We start from the raw sequence: 25,202 nt of genomic DNA on the forward strand, positions 1-25,202 counted from the left end.
CCCCTTCCCATCCCGAACAGGACCGTGAAACGACTTTGCGCCGATGATAGTGCTGCAACCAGTGTGAAAGTAGGTTATCGTCAGGCTAGTTATAAGAGAAAAACCCGCTCGGAGATCCGAGCGGGTTTTTTTTCGTCTCTGCGCTTACAGCAGGAACCGGCGTCCATCGCCGCCCATTGAGCGCTGCGCGCTGCCCGTCTCATCCTTCAATCCGACACCTGTCAGTTGCCGCTGGCGCGCCTCGGTCAGCAGATAATGCAATTTGTCCGCTGCGTTCCCGGCGTCCAGGCCGGCCGGCCTGACGTTCGAGATGCAGTTGCGCCGTTCGTCGGTCAGGCCGACGCGCGGCGCCCAGGTGATGTACAGGCCCATGCTGTCGGGCGAACTCAGACCCGGCCGTTCGCCGATCAGGACAACGACAAGCTTCGCCCCCAGCAGTGCGCCGATGTCGTCGCCTATCGCCACCCGCCCTTGCGCCACGATCGTCAGCGGCGCCAGCGTCCACGTCTGCGTAGCCAGCCGCGCACGCAAGGCTGCCAGCAGCGGCGGCGCATTCTGCGTGACCGCAAGCGCCGACAATCCATCGGCGACCACGATCGCCAGGTCGTGTGGGTCGCCTGCGCGGCCGGAGGTGAGCAGTGCACGCGACGGCGTGTCCAGCCTGCGCCCGAGATCCGGCCGCTGCAGGTAGATGTTCCGATTCTCCGCCGCGCTGTGCAGCAACAGGGGCGGCGGCAATTCCGGCCAGGCCGTCGCCAGCGAATGCGCCACGCCCTCCACCTCGAATTCCTGGTGCACGGCATCGCGCGCACGCGCATGGGCCAGCTGGAAGTCGAGCTGGGCATGGGTCGGTTGACTCACCCCGGTATGCCCGAGCGCGATGCGGGCAGCCGTAAAGCGGCGCAAGGCTTGCCAGGGGTCGGGACTCCCGGCGCCCGCGTCGACTATGTCGGTCATGTCGCCTCCTCAGGAAAGGTGCAGCAGCGCGCGCTCGAAGGGCGCAGGGATCGCGCGGCCTGGCGCAAACTGCGCATCGTCAGTAAAAATGCCCATATCGCGCAGCCAGGCCTCGAACTCCGGCGCCGGGCGCAGACCGAGCACGCGGCGCGCATACAAGGCATCGTGGAACGAGGTCGTCTGGTAGTTCAGCATGATGTCGTCGGCGCCGGGAACGCCCATCACGAAACTGCAGCCGGCGGCGCCGAGCATGGTCAGCAGCACATCCATGTCGTCCTGGTCGGCTTCGGCGTGGTTCGTGTAGCACACGTCCACGCCCATCGGCAGGCCGAGCAGCTTGGCGCAGAAATGGTCTTCCAGTCCGGCGCGGATGATCTGCTTGCCGTCGTACAGGTATTCCGGCCCCATGAAGCCGACCACCGAATTGACCAGCAGCGGCTCGAAGGCGCGTGCCACCGCGTAGGCCCGCGCTTCGCAGGTCTGCTGGTCGAGTCCGTGATTGGCGTTGGCCGACAGGGCGCTGCCCTGGCCGGTTTCGAAGTACATCAGGTTTTCGCCCAGGGTGCCGCGTTTCAGCGACAAGGCGGCCGCGCGCGCTTCCCGCAGCAGGGCGAGGTCGATGCCGAAGCTGGCGTTCGCCGCCTGGGTGCCGGCAATCGACTGGAACACGAGGTCGACCGGCGCGCCGCGTTCGATCGCGGCCAAAGTATTGGTCACATGGGTCAGCACGCAGGATTGGGTCGGGATCGCGTAGCGCTCGATGACGTCGTCGAGCATCCGGAGGAGCTTGACCACCTGCGCCACGTTGTCGGTGGCCGGATTGATGCCGATGACGGCGTCGCCGCTGCCGTACATCAGGCCGTCGAACAGGCTGGCGGCGATGCCGGATGCATCGTCGGTCGGATGGTTCGGCTGCAGGCGGGTCGACAGCGTGCCCGGCAGGCCGATGGTACTGCGAAAGCGCGTGACGACGCGGCACTTGCGGGCGACCAGCACCAGGTCCTGGATGCGCATGATCTTCGCCACCGCGGCCGCCATCTCCGGCGTGATGCCGGCGGCAACCCGGGCCAGCATGGCCGCGTCGGCCGCATCGCCCAGCAGCCAGTCGCGCAACCCGCCGACGGTGAGGTGGCGGATCGGCGTAAAGGCGGCCGCATCGTGGCTGTCGACGATCAGGCGCGTGACCTCGTCAAGCTCGTAGGGCACGACGACCTCGTTCAGGAAGGTCGTCAAAGGCAGGTCGGCCAGCGCCATCTGCGCCGCGACGCGTTCTTCGGCGCTGCCGGCCGCGACGCCGGCCAGGTGGTCGCCCGAGCGCGCCGGCGAGGCCTTGGCCAGCAGGTCGCGCAGGTCGGCAAAGCTGTAGCTGCGGCTGCCGACAAGATGGGTGATCCGGCTCATGGCTTTCTCCTTCCGCGCGAAGTCGGCGTCAGTCCCGATCCTGCCACACTTTCATGCCCCGTTCACGCATAGTTGGGTGAAGTCCAACGGTCAGCGCGGAGGAGTTGGTGCGCTGACGACGATCACAGCGCGGGTCCGGGGGGCGGCCGCATGGCACGTCTCATGCATCGCGGATGGCGAGCGCATACAAGGCGCATCCCGTCGCAGCAATCCATCGAGGAGTACTCTCATGAAAACCCTCGTCATCGAGGACCTGGCCACGACCCAGGTTGCGATCCGCGAAGAGGGCGGCGCCGTCCGTTCGCTCTCGCACGCCGAAATGCAGCTGATACAGGGCGGCCGCGCCATCGCCGTGCTGGTCAACGGCCGGCCCGGCGGCGTGGTCGACGACTTCCAGCTCGCGCTGGCGATCTTCAAGGGCGACATCGGCGTCACCTACAAATAGGAGACCCGTTTCCGGTTCCTCCACGGCCCGCCTCGGCGGGCTTGTTTGCGTGCGCCAGCGTTGCCGAATGGTGATACGAAAGCGCATCCGATTTAACGCCTGTTTGACGTATACGTCAGCCATGCTTTATGATTTACTAATAGAAATTTCACAATGTGGTATGCGCGATTCCTCCTCGACCCGGTTCATCCGCTTTCACCTCAAGACACGCCATTTGGTGTTGCTGGTTGAACTCGGGCGCCATGCCTCGATCGTGCACGCCGCCGAGGCTGCGGGGCTGACCCAGCCCGGCGCGTCCAAGCTGATCGGGGAACTGGAGCACGCGCTCGGTGTCGCGCTGTTCGAGCGCCTGCCGCGCGGGGTGGTGCCGACCTGGTACGGCGAAGTGCTGATCCGGCGCGCCGGCGCCGCGCTGGCCGAGATGGATGCGGCGCACCAGGAAATCATGGAAGGCGTGGCCGGCTTCGGTGGGCGCGTCTCGGTCGGCAGCGTGCTGACGCCGGCGACCTCGCTGCTGCCGCAGGCGATCAAGCTGCTCAAGGAGCGCAGCCCGCGCACCCAGGTCGCGGTCGCGGTCGACACCAGCCGCACCATGGTCGAGCAGCTGCGCGCCGGCGAGCTCGACATCGTGATCGGCCGCATCTCCGACCCGTCGGCCGCCGCCGAACTCGATTTCGAACCGCTCGCCGACGAGCCGCAAAGCCTGATCGTACGCGCCGGCCATCCCTGGCGCCAACGCGCCGACCTTGCCCTCGACGACCTTGCCGGCGCCGCCTGGATCATGCCTGCGGGCGGGCGCGTGCGCGACCAGTTGATGGCCCTGTTCATCGCCAGGGGACTGGAGCGTCCGTTCGACATCATCGAAACCGTTTCTCTGCCGCTGGTGCCGCGCCTGCTGGTCGACAGCGACCGCATCGTCGCCCTGGCGCGCGAACTGGTGCAACCGGCACTCGACGCCGGTACCCTCGCCGTGCTGCCCTTCGACATCGGACTGCGCACCGACGTCTACGGCATCGTCACGCGCAAGCGCCATCACCTGTCTCCCTCGGCCGAAGCGATGCTCGCGGCCCTGCGCGAAGCGGCCGGCCTGGCGCCGGCACGCACCTGATGAATACGGATTTGGAATATCTCCGGCGAATTTGGTTATTGGAAAGCACGGGCTGCGGTCAGTATGATCTCAGGCAACCATGCGCCGATCACAATCAATGAGCGCCCAAGGAGACCGCTGTCCATGAACCACCACCTGCCTGGCATTGTCCGACTGTCCGCCTTGTGCGCGACGACCTTGTTGATCACAAGCTGCGCGCACCAGCCTGCCCATCCGATCGGCGACTTCCCCGATCCCTTCGTACTGGCCGACGACGGCGGCTACTACGCCTACGCGACCAATGCCAACGACAAGCACGTGCAACTGCTGCACTCGAACGACCTGAAGGCCTGGCGCGTGCTGCCGGACGCCATGCCGTCACTCGCCCCCTGGGTGCGCAAGGAAGTGCCGCACGTCTGGGCGCCCGAGGTCATCAAGCTGGGCGAGCGCTACGTGCTGTACTACACGGCGCACGACATCGCCTCCGACCGCCAGTGCGTCGGCGCTGCCGTATCGAGCGCGGCCGCTGGACCCTTCGTCGACAATGCGACGAAGCCGCTGGTCTGCCAGGCCGAGCTCGGCGGCACCATCGACGCCAGTCCTTTCCTCGACGGCGGCCGCCTCTACCTCTACTTCAAGAGCGACGGCAATTGCTGCAATCAGCCGACCCACATCTTTGCCCAGGAATTGCAGCCCGACGGTTTGCAGGTGACCGGCCAGCCGAGCCGCCTGCTGACCAATGGCCGCACCTGGGAAGGCAAGGTGATCGAGGCGCCGACCATGGTCAAGCGCGACGGCAAGTACACCTTGCTGTACTCGGCCAACGATTTCGGCGACGGCACCTATGCCGCCGGCTATGCCAGCTGCGCCGGTCCGATGGGACCGTGCGAACCGGCCGGCGACGCGCCCTTCCTGAAAACCAGCGCCGAGGCCAGGCTGTTCGGGCCCGGCCACCAGGCCGTGTTCCAGGCCAACGGGCAGGACTACATCGCCTACCACGCCTGGGAGCTGAAACCCGACGGCAAGCGCGCCGACCGGCGCTTCCTGTATATCGACCGCCTCGCGTGGGTGGACGGCAAGCCGGTGGTACAGGGCACGACCCTGGTGCGGTAACCGCCATAATAGTGACGGGACGGGCCGGAACAGGCCTGCCGATCAAGACGAGTTGGAGACAATGTGGTGCAACGCAGAAGATTTGTCGCAGCCTCGGCCCTCGGTGCGCTGGGCGTGCTGCCGGCGCGGGCGCAGACGCTAAGGCAGACGCCGATCGAACTCCGGCTGTGGACGCTGCTGAGCGGCGGCGACGGCGCCCGCATGCGCGCCCTGATCGACGAATTCAACGCCAGCCAGGCCGGCGTGCGCGTGGTCAGCACCACGCTCAAATGGGGCGAACCGTTCTATACCAAGCTGATTACCTCTGCGGTGGTCGGGGCCGGTCCCGACATCGCCACCGTACACCTGTCGCGCCTGCCCAACCTGGCCGGCGGCGGCGTGCTGCGGCCGATCGGCGCGCCCGAACTGGCCGCGTCCGGCCTGAAGGGCAGCGATTATTTTCCGCGCCAGTGGGAAAAGTCGCACTACGGCGGCGCCAACTACGCGATCCCGCTCGACCTGCATCCGCTGGTCCTGTACTACAACAAGCACCTGGCGCGCCAGGCCGGCCTCCTTGATGGCAGCGACCTGCTCAAACCGATCGTCGGCTACGAGGCCCTCACTGCCGCGTTCAAGGGCGTGCGCGCACGCACCGGCAAGGCCGGCCTGGCGATGGAATCGGGGCAGGGCTCGTATGCGATCTGGCGCCTGTGGCTGTCGCTGCTGGCCCAGCGCAAGGCGCCGCTGATCGAGAATGGGCAGTTCGCCTATGGCCGCGCCGGCGTCGAGGAACTGGCCAGGGTCAGCACCTGGTTCACCAAGGGCTACGCGCCGGCCGGCCTCGACTACCCGGCCTCGACCAGCCAGTTCATGGGCGGCGGCGCCGGCTTCATGATCAACGGCGTATGGGAAGTGCCGGAACTGGTGCGCGCCACGAAAGGGGGCACGCTCGGCTTCGAGTACGGCATCGTGCCGCTGCCGCGCCTGTACCAGGACGCCAGCGTCTGGACCGATTCGCACGCGTTCGCGATTCCGGCCAACGAGGGCAAACCGATGCCGCCCGAGCGGGTGCGCGCCGTGCTCGCCTTCATGGCCTACGTCAGCCGCCATTCGATGGGCTGGGCCGAGGGCGGCCACGTGCCGGCCTACCGTCCGGTGGCCGAGTCGGCCGCGGCGCGCGCGCTGATGCCCAACGCCCGGTATGCATCGGCGGCGCAGAACGTCGTGTACGACCCGGACGGCTGGTACATGGGCGCCGCCGGTCCGGTCGAATCGATGGCGTCGAAATTCATGCCGGGCGCGCTGTCCGGCCAGCTGACCCCGGCCGAGGCGCTCGGGATGTTCGAAAAAGAAGCCTTGCGCCTGCTGCGCAAACGCCCGCCACGCTACTGACTGTGCAAATGAAGGAGATGCCGATGTCGAGAGGAACCGCGACCTTGAATCCCACCGCATTACCGCTGCCGGCGCCGGCGCGTAGTTCGGCGCGTGCCGAAGGCTTGCCCGCCATCCTTCTGCTGGCGCCTTTCGTGCTCGCCTTTTTGCTGTTCTTCCTGGGGCCGGCGCTGCAAACCCTGTACCTGAGCCTGACCGAAAGCAGCCTGACCCGCACCAGCGCCTTTGTCGGCCTGGCCAATTACGCGACCCTGGTGCAGGACCCGTCGTTCTGGGCTTCGCTCGGGAATACCTTTTATTTCGCCTTGCTGACCGTGATCCCGCTGACGGGCATCGGGCTGGTGATGGCGCTGCTGGTGCACCGCTTCGTGCGCGCGCAATCCTGGCTGCAGGGCGCCTTCTTCCTGCCCTACGTCCTGCCGATTTCCGTCATGACCCTGATCGCCGACTGGATGCTGCAGCCGTCGTCGGGCGTCATCAACCACCTGGTCGGCGGCCAGCGGGCCTGGCTGTCCGACGTGCACTGGGCGCTGCCGGTGGTCGCCATCGGCACCGTATGGTGGACCGTCGGCTTCAACATGCTGATGCTGCTGGCCGGGCTGCGCAACATCCCGGCCGAACAGTACGAGGCGGCGGCGCTCGACGGCGCGCGCGGCTTCACGCTGTTCCGCGCGATCACCTGGCCGGCCCTGAAACCGGTGTTCGGCACCGCGCTGCTGCTGCAGCTGATCGCCTCCCTGAAGGTGTTCGGGCAGACCTATATCCTCACCAGCGGCGGCCCGTATAACACCAGCCGCGTCACGCTGCACTACATGTACGAAACCGCGTTCACCCAGAGCGACGCCGGCTACGCGGCCGCGGTCGCGATGGCCTTCATGTTCGTCGTCATTGCACTGACCTTGCTGGCGCGCCTGGTGGCAAAGAGGTCCGCATGAAGAATCGTTCTCAACTCTGGTGGAGCATCGCCGCCATCTCCTGCGCCGTGCTGCTGGCGGCCCTGTGGGCCTTCCCGCTGCTGTGGGCGGTGTCGACCGCACTGCGGCCGGAACACGAGACCGTGTCGGCCACCTTCCACTGGCTGCCCCAGGTCTGGACCCTGGATGCCTTTCGCAAGACGCTCAGCGCCGGCAACCTGCCGCGCTGGCTGCTCAACAGTGCGCTGGTGTCGCTGCTGGTGACCGTGGTGACGATGGCGATCAGCCTGGGCGCGGCCTATGCGTTTTCGCAGCTGCGCTTTCGCGGGCGCGGCGTGCTGTTCGCCATCGCCATGCTCGCCTTCCTGCTGCCGTTCGAGGCCTTGCTGGTGCCGCTGTTTCGCACCATGCACCAACTCGGCATGATCAACAGCTACGCCGGGCTGGTGCTGCCGCAGGTGGTGTCGCCGGTCGTGATCTACGTCTTCAAGCAGTTCTTCGACCAGGTCCCGGCCGACTTCCGCGAAGCGGCGGTGATGGACGGCGCCAATCCGCTGCGGGTGCTGTGGAGCGTCTACCTGCCCTTGTCGGGCAACATCGTGTGGGCGATGGCGATCGTGACTTTCATCGGGGCCTGGAACAACTTCCTCTGGCCCTTCATCATCGTCACCTCGAACGACATGATGACGATCCCGCTCGGTCTCACGCAAACCTACGACGCCTTTGGCGTGCGCTATGCCCAGCTGATGGCGGCGGCGCTGATCGGCGCGCTGCCGGTGGGCCTGGCCTACGTGGTGTTCCAGCGCCGCGTGACGCAAGGTTTCCTCGCCGCGAGCGGACTTAAAGGCTAACTATTCAGGAGCAAGATACATGGCATCGGTCAGCCTTCGCGGCATCAAGAAGCAGTACGAAAACAACAGCGTCCTCAAGGGCATCGACCTCGACATCGCCGACGGCGAATTCGTGGTCTTCGTCGGCCCCTCGGGCTGCGGCAAGTCGACCCTGCTGCGCATCATCGCCGGCCTCGAAGACATCACCGACGGCACGCTCGAAATCGGCGGCCGTGTCAGCAACACGATCGAACCGGCGCGGCGCGGCATCGCCATGGTGTTCCAGAGCTATGCGCTGTATCCGCACATGAGCGTCGCCGAGAACATGGGTTTCGCGCTGAAGCTGGCCAAGGTGCCGAAAGCGGAAATCGCCGAGCGCGTCGAGCGCGCGGCCGGGATCCTGCAGATCGGGCACCTGCTCGACCGCAAACCAAAGGCGCTGTCCGGCGGCCAGCGCCAGCGCGTGGCGATCGGGCGCGCCATCGTGCGTAAACCCGAAGTCTTCCTGTTCGACGAGCCCCTGTCGAACCTGGACGCCGCCCTGCGCGGCCAGACCCGCGTCGAGCTGGCGCGCCTGCACCGCGAACTGAAAAGCACCATGATCTACGTGACCCACGACCAGGTCGAGGCGATGACCCTGGGTACGAGGATCGTGGTCCTGAATGGCGGGCGCATCGAGCAGGTCGGCACACCCTTCGACCTGTACGAACGCCCGGCCAACAAGTTCGTCGCCGGCTTCCTCGGTTCGCCGCGCATGAACTTTTTCGAAGCCACGATGGCCGGGCCGGCGGGGCGCAGTGCGGCCGTGCAGCTGGCCGGCGGCGCGCGCGTGCAAGTGGCGGCCGACGTCGCGCGCGCCCAGGCCGGTGCGCGCGTCACCCTCGGGATCCGGCCCGAACACCTGCAGATCGGCCGCGCCGGCGGCCACGATGGCGCCATCGGCGCGACCGTCGCCCTGGTCGAATACCTGGGCGACGTGACCCTGGTGTATGCCCACGTCGATGGTGCCCAAGCGGGCGCCGAAGCCGGCGAGATGGTGGCGGTGAAATGCGACGCCGATACTGCGCCGCCGCGTCCGGGCAGCCGGGTCGAGCTGGTGTTCCCGGCCACGCGCGCCTTCCTGTTCGACGCGGAGGGACAGGTATTCGCGCCGGGTTGGGTCGAGAGCACGGCGACGCCGCTCTCGCAAGTGTGATCCCCGATGCCATGACGATTTCGGATAGCTCTTGCGCATTTCGTTATTGGTGACGGATCTGTTGCTCTCTTAATATGTGTAACGGCCCAAGCCGGCATTGACCGGCAGGCGGGTGACCACCTTCATATAAAACCCAGGAGACATGCATGACACGACTGAAAGTCAAGCCGATCTGCGCCGCCATCATGCTGATGACGGCCTACGGGGCGCCGGCGTTCGCCCAGACCACGACCGACGCAGCGACAGCGACAGCGACCGCTGCCGACGCCGCCCAGGCGCCCGCCGTGGTGCAGGTCACCGGCATACGCCAGGCCCTGCGTTCGGCCGAGCAGATCAAGCGCGATGCGCTGCAGGTGGTCGACGCCATCAATGCCGAGGACATCGGCAAATTCCCCGACCGCCAGGCCGGCGACGCCCTCCAGCGCGTGGCCGGCGTGCAGGTCCAGCGCGACCGCGGCCAGACCAGCACCGTCATCATCCGCGGCTTGCCCGACGTCGCCACCACCTTCGACGGCAACGAGATCTTCACCGCCGCCGGGCGCCGCCTGGCCTATCAGGACATGCCCGTGCAGTCGATCGCCGGCATGGAAGTCTACAAGTCGGCCAGCGCCAACCAGTTCGAGGGCGGCATGGCCGGTGCGGTGAACATCCGCCTGCGTTCGCCCTTCGATGCGAAAGGCTTTGCCGCCAGCGGCTATATCGAGGACCGCCTCAACAAGGCAAACGGCAGCAGCGCCACCAAGGACAAGCACAACCCCGGTGGCGGCTTCTCCGTCAGCAACCGCTGGAACACCGGCATGGGCGAAATGGGCGCGCTGTTCGACGTCAACGTCAACCGCGAGAACTGGTCGTTCCCGGTGCAGTGGGTCGACCGCCCGACCAACGTGTTCGCGGTACGCCCCGACGGCACCGCGACCCGCCTGGGCGACAGGGCGCCGTTCACCACCGCTCCCGGCGAGGTGCTGGGCCAGCTGCCCAATATCGGCGGCATCTACAACAGCGGCGAACGCGAACGCCAGAGCGTACACGGCGCCTTTGCCTGGAAGGTCAACCGCAACCTCGAGGCGACCGCCCAGTACGTCGGCATGGGCTACCAGGGACGCAACGCGGTCAACTACATCCTCGACATCGTCACCTGGGCGCCGCGCCTGACCAACGTCGTGCTGGCGCCCCAGGGCAACCACTGCAACACGCCGATGGGGGCGATCTGCCCGATCCTGTCGGCCTACGCGCCGGCCGCCAAGTTCGACGTCGGCCCCTACGACTACGACCCTTACACTGCAACCAGTACCTGGGGCCAGAACGAGCGCACCACCACCCATTACCTCAGCCTCGGCCTGAAATACGTCAACGGCCCGCTGACCGTCAACTCGCAGCTGGGCTACACCCGCTCCAAGTTCGTCAACGACACCATCATCGTCGACCAGCAGATCCCGGGCGCCAGCTCGCACGTGTATGCCTACGGCAGCGACGGCCATGGCGGCTATTCGTCGGTCAGCACGCCGACCAGCCCGAATGCCTTGCGCGACCCGAGCCAGTTCGTGCTGCGCGGCCTGGTGCAGAACTGGCGCGAGGACAGCGGCAACCAGTTCCAGTGGCGCTCGGACGGCATCTACCGCCTGGGCGGCGACGGCCTGTTCACGACGCTGCTGGCCGGCGTGCGCCTGTCGGCGCGCAAGGCGGGCTATCACAGCGCCGAAGGCCATTCCGACTTCAGCGGCACGCGGCCGACGCCGGTCGGCCTGTTCGGCCCCGCGTTCGAGCAGATCGTGCCGGGCCTGGACCGCCTCGGCGGCCCCTGGGCCACGCCCTCGGCCGACTTCCTGATCGATAACGCCGACCAGGTGCGCAATGCCTATGGCGCCCCGAGCGGCCGCGTGCCGGACGATCCGACGCGCCTGTTCGACCAGCGCGAACGCAGCGCAACGTTCTACCTGTCGGGCCGCTGGAGCACGAAGATCGCCGGCGTCGACGTCAGCGGCGACGCCGGCGCGCGCGTCATCCGCGTCAACCGCAAGCTGCGCGGCCAGAACCGCATCGGCGACGTCGTCACGAACGTCGACCTGTCGACCTCGGAAACCAACGTCCTGCCGAGCGCCTCGGCGGTGGTTGGCTGGACAGAACAGTGGCAATCGCACTTCAGCGCCGGCAAGACCATTACCCGTCCCGAGTTCGGCATGCTGAACCCGGCGCTGTCGCTGGTCCCTCCGACCGTCAATGCGCCCGGCAGCGGCGGCGCCGGCAATCCGAACCTGGAGCCGACCAAGTCGACCAACCTCGACGCCACGCTGGAATACTACTTCCCGAAAAATGGCTACGCCCAGCTGGCGCTGTTCCACCGCGACATCGACGGCTACCTGCAGAACTTCACCCAGGACGAAAGCATCGGCGGCCAGGTCTACCGTGTGAACCGTCCGCAGAACTCGGGCAAGGGCTCGCTGAAAGGCGCCGAATTCAGCATCCAGAAGTTCTTCGACTTCCTGCCTGGCCCGTGGAGCAATTTCGGCGCCCAGTTCAATTACACCTGGATCGACGGCAAGAACCAGAGCAAGACGACCTTCGGCGGCGATACCTATACCGACACGGCGCTGATCAACGTGGCAAAGCAAAACGTCAACCTGGCGCTGCTCTACGAAGGCCATGGCATCACCGGCCGCCTGGCGGCGACCCGCCGCGGCGACTTCGTCGAAGAGATCCTGGAACCGCCGTTCGCGCAAGACCGCGTGGTCAAGGCCGCGACCTTCGTCGACCTGTCGATCGGCTACGAGATCACGCCGCAGCTGTCGATCCACTTCGACGGGATCAACCTGACGCGCGAGCGGTTCGAAAGCGCGCTGGGACCATACCAGCCGCGCGATATCCGCTACAACCAGAGCACCTACGGTCTGAGCCTGCGCTATAAAATGTAAGGCAGGTGCTTGACCCGGCCGCCCGCACGCGCGGGCGGTTTTCGTTTTTCAGGAGAGACAATGCAGCGCACCTACCAGAACCCGGTCTACCCGGACACCATGGCCGATCCCTTCGTGCTGAAACACGAGGGCGCCTATTACGCCTACGGCACCGCGCCGGGCGGCGCCGACGGCCGCCAGATCCCGGTGCTGCGCTCGACCGACCTGGTCGACTGGGAACCGCTCGGCCACGCGCTGCTGCCGAACGGCGCCGAACACTACTGGGCGCCCGAAGTGGCCTTCCACGAGGGCCGCTTCTACATGTACTACTCGTCCGGCTCGGCGCCGGAAGGCACCGACCAGCAATTGCGCGTGGCCGTCAGCGACGATCCCGCCGGCCCCTTCGCCGACAGCGGCGGCATCCTGGTGCCCGATCAACCGTTCTCGATCGACGCCCATCCGTACCGGCACACGGATGGCCAGTGGTACCTGTTCTACTGCGTCGACTTCCTCGAGGCCGAGGGCGAGCACCGCGTCGGCACCGGCATCGTGGTCGACCGCCTGCTCGACATGCGCACGCTGGCAGGCGAGCCGCGCGTGGTGGTGCGTCCGCACCAGGACTGGCACGTGTTCCGCAAGGAGCGTCCGATGTACGGGCGCGTTTTCGACTGGCACACGGTGGAAGGCGCCTTCGTGCAGGTGCACGAGGGGAAGGTCTACTGTTTCTACAGCGGCGGCGCCTGGGAGCGCGAGAACTATGGCGTGAGCTATGTAGTGGGCGAGCATCCGCTGGGCCCGTACTTCCTCCCGGAAGGCGGACACGAAGCGCTGCTCATGCGCAGCCGTCCGGGCGTGGTCATCGGCCCCGGCCACAATTCGTTCACCACCTCGCCGGACGGCAGCGAGACCTGGATCGTGTACCACGCCTGGGACGTGGCGCAGACCGCGCGGCGCATGTGCATCGACCGGCTGGAGTGGCGAGAGGGGCGTCCGGTGACGGCTGGGCCGAGCAGCGAGCGGCAGGCGGCGCCGAAGGCCTGAACCGGCGTCTGCGCACTACTTGCGAATATCGACGGAAACCTTCTTCCATACCGCGTCGAGGTGCTGCTTGTAGGCGGCGCGTTCCGGCGCCAGCAGCGCCTTGTCGTACTGGTGCTCGCCACCGAAAGGTTCCTGGCCCGGATAGCGGACCAGCGATTCGCCGCGGATCGCCAGCTTCGTCGATCCCTCGCGCAGGATGATCTTGATGGTGGAGGGATCGACGCCGCCGCCGCAAAAGAGGCGGTAGGGCACGGTCACCTCGGCCTTGCCGTCCTTGTTCACGTCGCTGAAGCTGACGCTCGTTGCAAAGAAATCGGCGTCGGCGTCGAGGCCCGGGCAATCGGTCAGATCGCGGATCGACCACTCCTGCTGCCATTGTTTCGTCCCGATACGCTTGTGGTAGGTGGCGAAGAGATCGATGCGTTCGATGCGGCCGGAGCGCGGTTGCGCAGGCGAGGCGCCGGCCTTGCGGCTGAGCACCAGGATGTGCTCGCCGCCGGCGTCGCCGATGCGGTACGCCGCCACCAGCTTGCCGTCGAAGCCGATCGCCTCGGCGGCAAGCTGGCGCGCGTCGAGGGGCGCCGGTTTGCCGATGGCCGTCGCGCCCTGGCATCCCGACATGCTCAGCAGCATGCAGGCCGCGATACCGACATTGAAAATCTGTTGAACACGGGTACTCATCGGGTTGCATTGCCTTTCTTCTTTTTCACGTTGATGCCAAACGCCGCATTCAATTCGTCGGCTGTATGTGTTGGCAAGACCGCGCCGCGTGCGATTTCCTGCTCGGCGAAGCGATGGTAGGCAAGGGGAACAAAAAAGCGCAGGTTCTTCGAAAATGGCGAAAAATTGATCTGGTCCGATTGATTGCCGCCGAGGGAAACGACGCCGCTGCCGCTCTTCGCATAGACCAATGCGACGTGGTGGGTGCCAACGAGCATGACGGCGCCGAAAACAGGTTTCTCGATCTCGATAAAGTTGGCATCGAGCGCGACGGCGCGCGCCCGGAACGAATTTTTCCAGGTCTTGTAGGGCGTGGCGGCGGTCCGCAAACAGTAATTGACGAACGACGCGCACCAGGCGTTGCTCGTTCCGACCAGCGAGGGAAGGAAGGTCGTCCCGTTCAGCTTGTGATAATTGCTGGTCTTGGTGATATCGCCCTCGGTCTTGCCGCCCCATTTCTTGGCCTCGGCCACGGCGACCAGCATCCACGGGGCCAGTTTCTGGTCGGGCGCGACGATGGCGAGCGGGGCGCCGCTTCCTTCCTTGCTGCGGGCAGGCGCGGCCGGACGCGCTGCCGGGGGCGGGGCGGCGGGCCGTGCCTTGGCTGGGGCGCGCGCAGGTGCTGCCGGCGGTTTTTTCCTCGGCGCAGCGGCAGCGCCCTGGCCGTAGATCGACAGGACCTGACCCGGGTAAATCTTCGCAACGTCCTTGATCTGTGGATTGTCGCGCTTGATCTCGGCCACCGTCGTCGTGAAGCGCTCGGCGATTTTCCCGAGCGTGTCGTCCAGTTCGACGACGTAGCGCACCGGCACGCGCTTCGGTTTCCGCGCTGCCGCTGGCGGCTTGCGCGGCGCGGTCGGGGCGCTGAAGACATCGAGCGTATTAAATAATGCCAATACCTGCGACTTCGCGCCGAGCACGCCTTCGTAGATTGTCTTCCACTGACCCTCGAGGTCGGGCACCGATACACTCAGGACGCTGCCGGAAGAAACATGGGGAACCGGAGGCAGCCTGCCTTCCTTGTCCGTGCGCGCGATGGTTTCCTTGTCGCCGACCTTGAGCCGGGCCGGCACGTCGGCCTGGGGGCGTGCCCCGTCCGACAGCGTGATGGCAGTGCTGGGCACCACGCGCTCCTGGCGCGTATCGCGCTTGCCGTGGTATCCCTCCTTCTTTTCCATCGCATCCATCATGCTGTCAAGCTCGGCGTCCGTCAGATCGGACAGCCGGGTCTCGACCGGTTTGCCGATATGCGTGGCGATGGCGGCGGCATATGCGCCCGGATCGTTGTTGTCGCTCTGCGGTGCATAGCCGTCGTGCAGGTTGCCGTCGTCGTCTTCGATACCGGCAAGCATCGTGTAAATGGTGCGGCCGTTATATTTCCGGCGCAGCAGCAATTTTTTCTGTTTTCGTCCTTCCTCGTAGCTGGAGAAAATCAGGAAACTGTTGTTGGTTTTCGTTTTCGCGATGCCGATGGCGCCGTACAGGATTTTCCCGCCCCGGCCGGGCCGCAAATTGCCTGGGTTATTGAAGCGCCACGCAGCGGTGCCGCCGGTGCGCAGCAAATGGCTGCCGTCGCCGGCAAGATAATCGACGGTCAGGAGATCGGCGTTGTACTTCGCGCTCAGGTATTCCATACGAACCGGCCGGCTTATTGCTTCCTGGGTTGCAGGACGACTTCCTGCGCCAGGATGTCTTCCACGGTGCGCTTCGAGTTCGGATAATCACGGCTGAACACCGGCTTGAGCTGGTAAGCCGGCGCGTCGGGCTGGTCGTCGCCGGACTCCGTCAACTTGTACCAGGTGGTCGTAATCGTCCCCTTATCGTAGTAGCTATGCCCGATGCGCTTGTCGGCGACGACGAAATACACCGCACCGTCCTGGCGCGCCACGATGGTGCCATCGGCAATCGTCACCTCGCCACCAACGGCGCTTTGCCAGGTGAATTGCTGGTTGCCCTTGCTGCCCAGTACCGGCACCTGGTTCCATTCCTCGGCTTTCGCTTCCTTGAAAAAGAAGTTATAGGTGCGCCTGTAGCTGACGGTGTCCTGGTAGGTACCCACCACCAGGAACAGTTTTCCACCCAGCGCCGGCCATTCGTGCAGCCCTTGCTTCAACGGGAACTTTTCGGCGGCCCATAGCGGCGTGCTGAGCAGGCTGAGAAACAGGATCCGGATACATAATCTGACAAAGGGCATGTCAATCCTCTTGCTGTGTTGGAATATCCATCAGGAGCGCGATCGTGTCGGCACTCAGGAAGTCGGCTTCGTCCTCGCCAACCCGATACGGCAGCTTGTCGATGGCGTCCACCGCGGCGATTTGCGCTTCTTCTTCTTCATCGGGCGCGGCTGCGCTATCGGGCGGGCTGTCGGGCGTACTCACGACGGGCAGCCATTCGTCCTTGCCGATCACCAGCGTGAGCGCATCCGCTTGCGGCAGGTCGATCCGCGGCAGCCGGCCGCTTTCCGGAACCACGCCCTCGGCCTGCGTTTTGCCGCTGCTGTCGATGATCTTGAAAGGCTGGTCGGCCAGTCCGGAGCGTGCCGCAAGTGCGTCCGACCCCGCCCAGGCAAAGCGCAGGCTGTGCGGGCCCATATCGGCCATGAACGCCGCCGGTACCGCCTGCAAAGCGTCGGGCAGGTCGTCCAGCAGCGGGGCCGCGCTGCTTCCGCCCTCGAACACATGCTGCCCACCCTTCACCGTAAACTCCCCCGGACAGGCAAACGTGATATTCCCGCCCTCCAGCGTGATCGACGACTGCCCCGCCTGCAGCACGATCTTCTGCTTCGCCTTGACCTCGATGCTGTCGTTGACCGACACCACGACGACTTCCTTGTCCGCCAAAATCTCCAGCGCGTCGGTATGCGCCCCCAGCGACACCGGCCCGTTGCCGGCAAAGGCCTGGATGCCGCCCTCGTGCGCGTACAGGGCGGTGGCATTGGCGGCCACCGACGACACGGTGTGCGCAGCCGTCATGTGCAGGTCCGACTGCGTGGTCCAGTGCAGCTGCTGGCCCGCGAACAGGATGGTCGACGCCGGCGTGGCCCAGTTGATGCCGGCCTGCGCATCCATCAGCACCAGGGGCGAGGCGAACCGTTCGACCGGCGCGCCGCTGTCGAGATCGCGCGTGCCGGGTTTGGCCTTGAACGCGTCCTGGCCATTGAGGGGGCCGGCGAACTTGCCCTTGTCTTGCGGATCGATCTGCGCCAGCGCCTCTTTCTGGGCCAGCACCGAAGCCTGGCTGGTCAGCGCCTGCTGCGCCTTTGCGGCTTCCAGCAAGCGCTTGTCGAGCGCCTGCGCCGCTTTCAGCAACGCGACCGATTCGGCTGTATCCATCTGGGTCGAAGCAACGCTCGCACCCTGGCCGGCGCGCAGGCAGGTGGTCAGGAACACGCCTTCGCCGCCGCGCACCACGCCCCAGGCGTCGGTGCGCAGTTCGAAGCCGCTGCCGCGGTAGTTGCCGCGCTGGGCCGAGCCGGGCGATTGCGCCACCAGGTAGCCCAGGTTCAGCTGTGTCGCCGCGCTGCTGGTGGCCAGGCGCATGCGCAGTTGACCCTGCGTGTCGTCCAGTTGCCACTGGTTGAAGCCGCCGCCGTCGAAGCTGCGCGTGTGGATGCCGGAGATGGCGCCGCCATGGTTCACGTTTGAATCGACGCCGGCGGCGAAAGGCGGCGCATCGATGCCGGTGTAGAGTTGGGCCACGACCAGCGGGCGGTCGACGTCGTTGTCGATGAAGTCGACCAGCACCTCGGTGCCGATGCGCGGCGTGAATTGCGTGCCCCAGTTGGGGCCGGCCAGCGCTTCTGCCACGCGCACCCAGGTGCCCGAGCGGTCGTCGCCCGGCGCATTGCCTTCGGGGTCGAGGTCGTGTGCCAGGCCGCCCGGATTGGCGTTGGCGCCGCGCTGCCAGGCGAACTGCACCCGCACCTGGTGGTCGCGCCGGGTCGTCGCCACGGCGTCCGGCACACCGACGACGATCGCCGTCTGCGGCCCGAGCGCCGTGTGGGCGTGGGGCAGGGCGCTCGCGCGCGGCACGATGGCGACCGTCTCGCGCACGCAGGCGAAGCGGTTGCGATAGGTACCACGCTCGACGCCGCCCGCGCCGGCGGCGATCCGGGCGTCGAAGTTGTTGCGTGCTTCGTGCTCGACCCACAGCACCTTGAAGGCGTTTTCGCCACTGGAAAAGCGCGCGTGCCCGGCCAGGTCGAAGGCGTGACCGGGCGCCAGGCGCCGCACCGCGCCCTGGCCTTCGAACAGCTTGTTGTCGAGTTCGAGCGCCTGCAGCATCAGGCGGCTGTGGGTTTCGGCCGCATCGCTGGCGATGCGTTCGCCGCTGCCGTCGTAGATCGGCAGCGGCGGCAACTCGCCGGCATCGAGCGCGGATTGCTGTTCGGCGGCCGGGGCCAGCAACTGCGCCGGGTCCCAGCTGCTGATCGACACCGCGTTCGCCGCCACCCGACGCCGCGCACCGAACTGGTCGATGGCGTCATCGACGTCGCTGGCGCGCACGCCGTGAAAGCGGATCGTGGCGTTGCCCGGCGTGGCGGGCGCGGCGGCCTGGCTGTCGAAGATCACCAACTTGTGGCGCGCCTGCCCGTCTTCGCCTTCGTCGGCCTGGTCGTGTTCGAAACGCCAGGACAAGCCCTCGGAAGCCATCAGGCGCACGAAAAAATCGTAATCGCTCTCGCGGTACTGGGTGCAGATCGGTCGTGGGGCCAGGTCCTGCGTCACGTCGAATTCGAAACGCAGCTGCGGGTAGTCGGCGAACAGTTCGGCGGCGATCTCGAGCGCGTGCTTGTCCTGGAAAATATAGCTGTCGCGGCGCAGGCGCAGCAGGGCCAGCGCCGGTTCCAGGCGCAGGCGGTAGCGCGCCACGCCGCCGTCGGCGCCCAGCCATTCGGCCGCCGTGCAGATGCCGTGCCAGGCGCGGCGGCTGTCGTCCGGCTGCAGCAGGGTCACGGTCAGCTCTTCGCCGATGAACAGGTCGAGATCGATGTCGGTCGAGGTGCTGAGCGCGTCGACCTCGAACAGATAGGCTTCGTTGACCGCTTCGCGCCCGTACAGGCGTTCGGCCATCAGCGCTTCCGGCAGGGTGCCGTCCTGGGCGCTGGCGAGCGTGACCAGGCGCGCGCGCTGCGCCAGTCCGGTGCCAAAGCGGCCGAGGGACGCCAGTGCCGGCAGCGGCTCCATCAGGGCAGGGTGATGGTGAGGTTGGCGGCGCGCGGCGCCATCTTGACGACGTCGTTGTACGCCGTCATGCGTTCCTCGGTGCTGCTGCCGAGCGAGGTGCGCAGGGCGATGTAGCCGAGCGCGCAGATCAGCGCAAACATGCTCGCCAATACCCACAGCGGCAGGTCGCTGCGCAGTTTGTGGACAATGCTGTCCGGCCGCTCGGCATGCGGCGCGAAGCCGCCGCGCTTGCCCTTCATGTGCGCGATTTCGTCGCCCAGGCGCGAGGTGAAGTAATTCAGCTTTTCCGTGCCTTCGAGGATGTAGCGGCCCTGGAAGCCCAGCAGCAGGCACATGTGGAACACTTCGAGCGCCTCGATGTGGGCGCTGCCGCGCGTGCGCAGGGTTTCCAGGCGGTTGTAGAAATTCTCGCCGGCCAGCTGGTCGCCGAACAGCACCAGCTGCAGCGGCTTCCTGGCCCAGTTGTCGCGGATCGAAAAGCTGCTGCGCAGGATGATTTCGTCGACCGCCGCGCAAAAGGCGTATTTGGCGGCGTCGATGTCGTCGGCGGAAGCGCCCTGTTTCTTCGCGTTGCGCCCGAACTCGTCGAGGAACTGGACCATGCGCGCGGCGAAATCGGCGTCGTTCTGCGGCGCGTTGCCATTCTTGAGCATGAACAGCGCGTAGAAGCCGTCGTACATCAGGTCGAGCAGGCTTTGCGGGCCGGTGGCGGCATTCGCCTGGATGGGGGCGGCGCCGATCAGGGAGGGAGCAGTCATCGTCGTCATTTAGGGTCCATTCGGTCCATTCGGTTCAGGAAGTCACGGCCACCAGTTCCAGCCGCAGTTCGTGCATGCCGATCGGGACGTAGATCGAGATCGACTGCGCCTTGAGCATGCGTTCGTACAGCTGTCCCTTGGCCTCGAGCGAAAAGTAGGCCGTGTCGGGACGCACCGGAATCGCGGCCGGCACCTGCGGCGCATGCTGCAGGCGCACGCCCGGCATCGCCGACAGCACGAACTTGTCGACGTCGTCCGGCGCGCCGACCTTGAAGCGCAGCGGCACCGCATCGATCAGTTCGACCATCGGCATCGCCGCCGATGCCGCCAGGTAGAACGCGGTCTTGTCGTCGATCTTGCCCGAGTCGAGCTTGCCCATGTAATACGACGGGCGTTCCTCGGCCAGCGCGATGGCGAAGTATTTGGACGAGATCACGGTGTCGATCAGCTCGCGGATGATCGTGTGCAGTTTCGCAAAGCCCGGCCCCGGCTCGTGGTGCTGGTAGGCCGGCAGGTCGGCCAGTGTCCAGTTGCGCGAGAAGGTCATCAGCGCCCCGGCCAGCCCCAGCAACTGCTCGAACAGCCGCTCCGGATGCAGCGCGGGGTGGTGGAAGTAGTGGGTCAGCGAAGCATAGGCGGAACTGGCCGTGTGCAGCAGCCAGAACGAGGACATGTCGCCCGAGCGGTATTCGATCACGTTGCGGCTCGGTTCGCGGTGGTGGCCATACAAGGCGCTCACCTTGGCTTGCAGCGCGTCGAGCAGGCGCCGCAACTGCTGCGCCAGCGGCGGCGCGCTATGCACCGACAGGCTGGGCGGCACGAAGTCCGGGTCGAGCTCGAAGCCGCCGGTGGCCAGGCGGCGCAGGCGCAGCAGCGGGAAGCTGGTGTAGGAGTCGCGCGGCTCGAATTCGGACACCAGCCGCACCGATTTCTTCAGGTAAGTGAGCTGGGCCTGTGCCGCCTGCGTGTACAGGTCGGGCGTGTCGCGGTTGTCCTGCACGTAGCGCACGCTGTCGGGCCCCCCGCCCGGCGGCGTGAAATTGCCGCCGAACGGTTTAAAGGCGGGCAGGGCGGCATAAAAGGTCACGCCCTGCTGGTTCTGCAGCAGGGTCGAGAGGTCGATGCTGGGTGGCAGGGCGTCGGCGTTCGGCGCCTCGACCAGCTCGCCGTCCTGGAAACGCAGCGACAGTTCGAGTACGCGCAGCACATTGTTGGCCAGCGCATCGGTATCGATGCGCAGGGCATGCACGCCCCAGGCATACGGGTGGACGGCGCGCAGGCTGTGGTGCAGGCGCTGCTCATGGTACTGGTCCTGCTGCTGGAAATGCTGCGGACGCAGAAACAGTCCTTCGCCCCATAAGACTTTGCTCGTCATCCTGTCGTCATCCAGTCAAGGTAGATTTTGGCGTATTGATGCAGATCATTAAATTAACGGTCTACCAAGATTCTAGCCCCAGTCGGGTTCGCCTGCTATTTCAATCGTGCAGGCGTAGCAGAAAGTGAGAATGTGTGACATTCAATTGAATTTTGCCATTTATTGTTTTCTGATATCGTTCAAAAAAACAGCACCACGTTAAACTTTGCACAATTACTTTTAGTTACATCGTTGAGGTATAGCATGACCATCAGTCACCAACTGACGCGTATCGCCAGCGCCGCCACCATGGCGGCCGTGCTCGCGGCCTGCGCCAGCACGCCGCCGGTGCCGGCCAAACCGCCGCTGCAGGACTTGCTGGCGCAGGCCAGCCAGGCCGCCGCCGGCGGCAACAAGGAAGGCGCCGTCGCGCTGTGGCGCCAGGGCGCCGCCATTTATCCGGCCGACAAGACGCCATGGAGCCACATCGCCCAGACGCGCTACGAGGCCGGCCAGTACGGCGACGCCATCCAGGCCGCGCTCGAGGTGCTGGTGCGCGACCCCAACGACAAGCTCGCCAACAGCATCGTCGCGATCAGCGGCCTGCGCCTGTCGACCCGCGCGCTGGGCGACCTGAGCCGCCAGAACAACCTGTCGGGCTCGATCCGGACCGAATCGCAGGACCTGGCCAAGCTGTTGCGCGAGAGCCTGGGCGAAACGGTGCTGGTACCGCCGCCCGCAGTGGCGGCGCGCGAGCGCGAGCGCGAACGTGAGAAAGCGCCGGCGCGCACTACGCGCAAGCAGGGTGCGGCGAAAACGGAAAGCTCGAACGCCAATCCTTTCCAGGCGCTCCAGTAAATCTCGCTTGTACCAGACTTCACCAACCAGAGGAACCTTCATGTCCAAATCGGAAAGCGTACAAAAGCGCCTGCAAAAGGTGCGGGCACCGCGGGTGCAGATGACCTATGACGTCGAAATCGGCGATGCGATCGAAAGCAAGGAACTGCCGTTCGTCATGGGTGTGGTCGGCGACTTCGGCGGCAATTCGGAAGTCGAGCAGAAGCGCCTGAAGGAACGCAAGTTCGTCAGCGTCGACCGCGACAATTTCGACGAGGTCATGAAGGGTGTCGAGCCGCGCGCCACCTACCAGGTGCCCAACACGCTGGCCGGCGACGCCAGCAGCTTCGCGGTGGACCTGAAGTTCAGGTCGATGGACGACTTCCGTCCCGAGGCGGTGGTGCAGCAGGTCGAACCGCTGCGCAAGCTGCTCGAAGCGCGCACCAAGCTGGCCGACCTGCGCAACAAGCTGGCCGGCAACGACAAGCTGGAAGACCTGCTCAACGACGTGTTGAACAGCACCGAGAAGCTGGCCGAACTGGGCCAGGAAACCAACGCCAGGAAAGAGTGACCATGTCCGCTCAAATGAACGCAGGCGGCGCCGACGTTGCCAACCCTTCCGTGTCCCATGATGCCGCGCTGCTCGACCAGATCGTCGAGCAGAGCAAGGTCGCCAAGTCGAGCACCGAGCACGCCCGCGCCAAGGACCTGATTTCCGAACTGGTGAACCAGGTCATGGACGGCACCGTGGTGGTGTCGGACAACCTGGCCGCCACCATCGACGCGCGCGTGGCCGAGCTCGACGCCATGATCTCGGAACAGCTCTCGGCCGTGATGCACGCGCCGCAGTTCCAGAAGATCGAGTCCAGCTGGACCGGCCTGAACTACCTGGTGAAAAACAGCGCCACCGGCCAGAACATCAAGATCAAGATGCTCAACGCCACCCGCAGGGAGCTCGTGAAAGACTTCCAGAGCGCGCTCGAATTCGACCAGAGCACGATGTTCAAGAAGGTCTACGAAGAAGAATTCGGCACCTTCGGCGGCGCGCCCTTCGGCGCCCTGATCGGCGACTACGAAATCACGCGCCAGCCCGAAGACATGTATTTCGTCGAGCAGATGTCGCACGTGGCGGCCGCCGCGCACGCGCCCTTCATCAGCGCCGCCTCGCCCGAACTGTTCGGCCTCGAGAGCTACAGCGACCTCGGTAAACCGCGCGACCTGGCCAAGGTGTTCGACACGGTCGAATACGCCAAGTGGAAATCGTTCCGCGAATCGGATGACGCCCGCTACGTCGGCCTGACGCTGCCGCGCTTCCTGGGGCGCCTGCCGTACAACCCGGCCGACGGCGCCACCACCGAAGGTTTCAATTATGTCGAGGACGTCGACGGCACCGACCACCACAAGTACCTGTGGTGCAACGCCGCCTACGCTTTCGCCAGCAAGCTGACCGGCGCTTTCGAAAACTACGGCTGGTGCGCGGCGATCCGCGGCGTCGAGGGCGGCGGCCTGGTCGAAGACCTGCCGACCCATACCTTCAAGACCGACGAAGGCGAAGTCGCGCTCAAGTGCCCGACCGAGATCGCCATCACCGACCGCCGCGAAAAAGAGCTGTCGGACCTCGGCTTCATCTCGCTGGTGCATTGCAAGAACACCGACTACGCCGCCTTCTTCGGCGCCCAGTCGACCCAGAAGGCGCGCAAGTACTCGTCGGATGCGGCCAATGCCAACAGCGTGCTGTCCTCGCAGCTGCAGTACATCTTCGCCGTCTCGCGCATCGCCCATTACATGAAGGCGATGATGCGCGACAAGATCGGCAGCTTTGCCGCCGCCTCCAACGTCGAGGATTTCCTCAATCGTTGGCTGTCCCAATACGTTTTGCTCGATGACAACGCCAGTCAGGAACAGAAGGCCCAGTTCCCGCTGCGCGAAGCGTCGGTGCAGGTATCGGAAGTTCCCGGCCGCCCCGGAGTGTATCGCGCGGTGTCGTTCCTGCGCCCGCACTTCCAGCTCGACGAACTTTCCGTCTCACTCCGACTGGTCGCGGAGCTTCCATCGACCAAATCGTAACCATAACCAATCGAAAGGAACAATATGGCAATCGACGTCTACCTCCAAATCGACGGCATCAAAGGCGAATCTGCCGACTCCAGCCACAAGGACTGGATCGAGGTGAAATCCGTCAACTGGGAAGTGCTGCAGCCGAAATCGGCGACCGCTTCCACCGGCGGCGGCCATACCGCCGAGCGCACCGAACACCGCGACATCGTGCTCTCCAAGCTGGCCGACCTGTCGACGCCGCTGCTGCTGCAAAACTGCTCGTCGGGCAAGACCCTGCCCAAGGCCAAGCTCGAATTCCTGCGCGCCGACGGCCAGGGCGAGCGCGTCAAGTACTTCGAGATCGAACTCGAGAACGTCCTGATCAGCAGCGTCGCGCCATCGGTCGAACCGGGCGACATCCTGACCGAGGACGTCAAGCTCAAGTATTCGAAGGTGAAATGGAAATACACCCAGCAGAAAGTCGGCGGCGGCAGCGGCGGCAACACCTCGGGCGGCTGGGACCTGTCGGCCAACAAGACCGCCTGATCGCTCGATACAGTTAGCCACGGGCGCCCATGCAAGGTTATATCCCAGGATTGTTCGACCGGCTGATGGACGTGCCGGTCCATGGCGCTTCGAGCGCGACGGTGACCCGGCTCTCGATCGACGAGCTCAAGGAAACCGTCGCGCGCGACCTCGAGTCGCTGCTCAACACGCGCATCGGGCCGACCGATCCGCTGTTGGGCGGCTTTCCCGAATGCCGGCGTTCGCTGGCCACCTACGGCCTGCAGGATTTCGCCGGCCGTTCGCTGTCGAGCTTCGACGACCGCGCGCACATCTGCGCCTGCCTCGAACAGGCCATCGCGCGCCACGAACCGCGCCTGCGCAACGTGCGCGCTTCGCTGGAACTGCGCGAAGGCGCGATCAACTGTCTCAATTTCGCCATCACCGCCTTGCTGGTCGTCGACGCGGCCCAGGAACCGGTCAATTTCGACGCCATCCTGCAGCCGACCAGCCAGCAGTACACGATCAGCAAGTCACGCCGCGCCGCGCCGGCAGGAGCCTGAG

22 protein-coding genes and 1 rRNA gene are annotated in these 25,202 nt (G+C 65.7%); 15 read left to right on the top strand and 8 right to left on the bottom strand.

Annotated features, from left to right (window positions below; all coding sequences use genetic code 11):
* Window positions 1–86, top strand: a 5S ribosomal RNA gene (gene rrf, locus AC56LG_RS22910); the annotation flags it as partial.
* Between the two features lie 58 nt (window positions 87–144).
* Here the strand turns inward: rrf and eutC are convergent.
* Both eutC and AC56LG_RS22920 read right to left on the bottom strand, forming a co-directional pair.
* Complete coding sequence (gene eutC, locus AC56LG_RS22915) at window positions 145–957, bottom strand: ethanolamine ammonia-lyase subunit EutC (protein WP_497168339.1); 813 nt, start codon at window positions 955–957, stop codon at window positions 145–147.
* A gap of 9 nt (window positions 958–966) precedes the next feature.
* Window positions 967–2,358 (bottom strand): ethanolamine ammonia-lyase subunit EutB, encoded by a 1,392-nt coding sequence (locus tag AC56LG_RS22920; protein ID WP_497168340.1) that lies wholly within the window; start codon window positions 2,356–2,358, stop codon window positions 967–969.
* A 229-nt stretch (window positions 2,359–2,587) separates the two neighbouring features.
* Here AC56LG_RS22920 and AC56LG_RS22925 point away from each other — a divergent pair, with 229 nt between their 5' ends.
* The 9 genes from AC56LG_RS22925 (at window position 2,588) to AC56LG_RS22965 (ending at window position 13,242) form a co-directional block, all read left to right on the top strand.
* The gene (locus AC56LG_RS22925) at window positions 2,588–2,803 is read left to right on the top strand and encodes a hypothetical protein (RefSeq protein WP_497168341.1); all 216 of its coding nucleotides are present in this window, start codon (window positions 2,588–2,590) and stop codon (window positions 2,801–2,803) included.
* Window positions 2,804–2,963: 160 nt separating this feature from the next.
* The gene (locus AC56LG_RS22930; RefSeq protein WP_497168342.1) at window positions 2,964–3,911 is read left to right on the top strand and encodes a LysR substrate-binding domain-containing protein; all 948 of its coding nucleotides are present in this window, start codon (window positions 2,964–2,966) and stop codon (window positions 3,909–3,911) included.
* A 123-nt stretch (window positions 3,912–4,034) separates the two neighbouring features.
* Window positions 4,035–5,003 carry a glycoside hydrolase family 43 protein gene (locus AC56LG_RS22935; protein ID WP_497168343.1) on the top strand — a complete coding sequence of 323 codons (969 nt, stop codon included), beginning with the start codon at window positions 4,035–4,037 and terminating at the stop codon, window positions 5,001–5,003.
* Between the two features lie 66 nt (window positions 5,004–5,069).
* The gene (locus tag AC56LG_RS22940) at window positions 5,070–6,374 is read left to right on the top strand and encodes an extracellular solute-binding protein (RefSeq protein WP_497168344.1); all 1,305 of its coding nucleotides are present in this window, start codon (window positions 5,070–5,072) and stop codon (window positions 6,372–6,374) included.
* A 23-nt stretch (window positions 6,375–6,397) separates the two neighbouring features.
* The gene (locus AC56LG_RS22945; protein WP_497168345.1) at window positions 6,398–7,309 is read left to right on the top strand and encodes a carbohydrate ABC transporter permease; all 912 of its coding nucleotides are present in this window, start codon (window positions 6,398–6,400) and stop codon (window positions 7,307–7,309) included.
* Window positions 7,306–8,139, top strand: coding sequence for a carbohydrate ABC transporter permease (locus AC56LG_RS22950; RefSeq protein WP_497168346.1), 834 nt, complete (start codon window positions 7,306–7,308; stop codon window positions 8,137–8,139). The genes AC56LG_RS22945 and AC56LG_RS22950 overlap by 4 nt, the downstream gene beginning before the upstream one ends.
* 19 nt (window positions 8,140–8,158) lie before the next feature.
* Window positions 8,159–9,313, top strand: coding sequence for an ABC transporter ATP-binding protein (locus tag AC56LG_RS22955; RefSeq protein ID WP_497168347.1), 1,155 nt, complete (start codon window positions 8,159–8,161; stop codon window positions 9,311–9,313).
* A gap of 146 nt (window positions 9,314–9,459) precedes the next feature.
* Window positions 9,460–12,222 (top strand): TonB-dependent receptor, encoded by a 2,763-nt coding sequence (locus AC56LG_RS22960; protein ID WP_497168348.1) that lies wholly within the window; start codon window positions 9,460–9,462, stop codon window positions 12,220–12,222.
* Between the two features lie 60 nt (window positions 12,223–12,282).
* A complete protein-coding gene (locus tag AC56LG_RS22965; RefSeq protein WP_497168349.1) occupies window positions 12,283–13,242 on the top strand; it encodes a glycoside hydrolase family 43 protein in 960 nt (319 codons plus the stop codon).
* Window positions 13,243–13,257: 15 nt separating this feature from the next.
* Here AC56LG_RS22965 and AC56LG_RS22970 read toward each other — a convergent pair whose 3' ends face one another.
* Genes AC56LG_RS22970 through tssK form a run of 6 tightly spaced genes read right to left on the bottom strand, consistent with a single transcriptional unit; the run spans window position 13,258 to window position 21,281 of the window.
* Window positions 13,258–13,875, bottom strand: coding sequence for a M949_RS01915 family surface polysaccharide biosynthesis protein (locus AC56LG_RS22970; RefSeq protein WP_497168467.1), 618 nt, complete (start codon window positions 13,873–13,875; stop codon window positions 13,258–13,260).
* 44 nt (window positions 13,876–13,919) lie between these two features.
* Window positions 13,920–15,596, bottom strand: a complete 1,677-nt coding sequence (locus AC56LG_RS22975) for a LysM peptidoglycan-binding domain-containing protein (protein WP_497168350.1) — start codon at window positions 15,594–15,596, stop codon at window positions 13,920–13,922.
* A 14-nt stretch (window positions 15,597–15,610) separates the two neighbouring features.
* Window positions 15,611–16,156, bottom strand: coding sequence for a hypothetical protein (locus AC56LG_RS22980; protein ID WP_497168351.1), 546 nt, complete (start codon window positions 16,154–16,156; stop codon window positions 15,611–15,613).
* A 1-nt stretch (window position 16,157) separates the two neighbouring features.
* Window positions 16,158–19,148, bottom strand: coding sequence for a type VI secretion system Vgr family protein (locus tag AC56LG_RS22985; protein WP_497168352.1), 2,991 nt, complete (start codon window positions 19,146–19,148; stop codon window positions 16,158–16,160).
* Entirely contained in the window at window positions 19,148–19,915 is a 768-nt protein-coding gene (icmH, locus tag AC56LG_RS22990) for a type IVB secretion system protein IcmH/DotU (RefSeq protein ID WP_497168353.1), read from the bottom strand. Before icmH ends, AC56LG_RS22985 begins: the two co-directional genes overlap by 1 nt.
* Before the next feature lie 25 nt (window positions 19,916–19,940).
* Window positions 19,941–21,281, bottom strand: coding sequence for a type VI secretion system baseplate subunit TssK (gene tssK, locus AC56LG_RS22995; protein WP_497168354.1), 1,341 nt, complete (start codon window positions 21,279–21,281; stop codon window positions 19,941–19,943).
* A gap of 243 nt (window positions 21,282–21,524) precedes the next feature.
* On the opposite strand from tssK, the gene AC56LG_RS23000 reads away from it, so the two are divergent.
* From AC56LG_RS23000 to tssE, 5 genes are read left to right on the top strand one after another with little or no spacing between them, the layout of a single operon-like run.
* A complete protein-coding gene (locus tag AC56LG_RS23000; protein WP_497168355.1) occupies window positions 21,525–22,118 on the top strand; it encodes a hypothetical protein in 594 nt (197 codons plus the stop codon).
* Between the two features lie 40 nt (window positions 22,119–22,158).
* Window positions 22,159–22,668: a type VI secretion system contractile sheath small subunit gene (gene tssB, locus AC56LG_RS23005; protein WP_497168356.1), complete on the top strand. Its 510-nt coding sequence runs from the start codon at window positions 22,159–22,161 to the stop codon at window positions 22,666–22,668.
* A gap of 2 nt (window positions 22,669–22,670) precedes the next feature.
* The gene (gene tssC, locus AC56LG_RS23010) at window positions 22,671–24,164 is read left to right on the top strand and encodes a type VI secretion system contractile sheath large subunit (RefSeq protein ID WP_497168357.1); all 1,494 of its coding nucleotides are present in this window, start codon (window positions 22,671–22,673) and stop codon (window positions 24,162–24,164) included.
* Between the two features lie 24 nt (window positions 24,165–24,188).
* A complete protein-coding gene (locus tag AC56LG_RS23015; RefSeq protein WP_497168358.1) occupies window positions 24,189–24,680 on the top strand; it encodes an Hcp family type VI secretion system effector in 492 nt (163 codons plus the stop codon).
* Between the two features lie 29 nt (window positions 24,681–24,709).
* On the top strand, window positions 24,710–25,201 hold the full coding sequence (tssE, locus tag AC56LG_RS23020; RefSeq protein WP_497168359.1) for a type VI secretion system baseplate subunit TssE: 492 nt from the start codon (window positions 24,710–24,712) through the stop codon (window positions 25,199–25,201).
* Window position 25,202: the final 1 nt, after the last annotated feature.

It is taken from the genome of Telluria sp. ZB2R32, from assembly GCF_059685715.1.